Here is a 416-nt window from a genome sequence, read left to right as displayed (position 1 = left end):
CCTTATAGCCATCAATTCAAACAAGCAATACAATCTGTGTTCAGCAAGAAACAAGTTGATTTAGAAAAACTTTGTTTATTGAATAGTTGGATTGCAGAACAACATGCCGGTATGATTAATAGTTTTCTTTCAACGCATAACATTAATAATAATGATGTTGATATAATTGCAAGTCATGGTCAAACTATTTATCACGCACCAAAAAGTTTACATCAACAATCAGTATTCGGTAATGGCACTTTACAAATTGGTGATGGCGACCACTTAGCTGTTAAAACAGGCATTATAACTATCAGTGATTTCAGGCAAAAGCATATTGCAGCGGGCGGCGAAGGTGCACCTTTAGCAATGTATGGAGATTATTTATTATTCAGTAATAAGGCTGAAACCCGCATCATGCTTAATATTGGCGGTAT

Annotated in this window: 1 protein-coding gene; it reads left to right on the top strand. The window is 35.3% G+C overall.

Features of this window, described 5'->3' with window-relative positions; all coding sequences use genetic code 11:
- Positions 1-36 precede the first annotated feature (36 nt).
- Positions 37-416 (top strand): anhydro-N-acetylmuramic acid kinase (locus tag A7981_RS07595; RefSeq protein ID WP_254258537.1); only part of this gene is annotated, 380 nt, incomplete at its 3' end.

Source organism: Methylovorus sp. MM2 (assembly GCF_001648895.1).
GTDB lineage: Bacteria > Pseudomonadota > Gammaproteobacteria > Burkholderiales > Methylophilaceae > MM1.
This window is presented reverse-complemented; position numbering and strand designations above follow the sequence as displayed.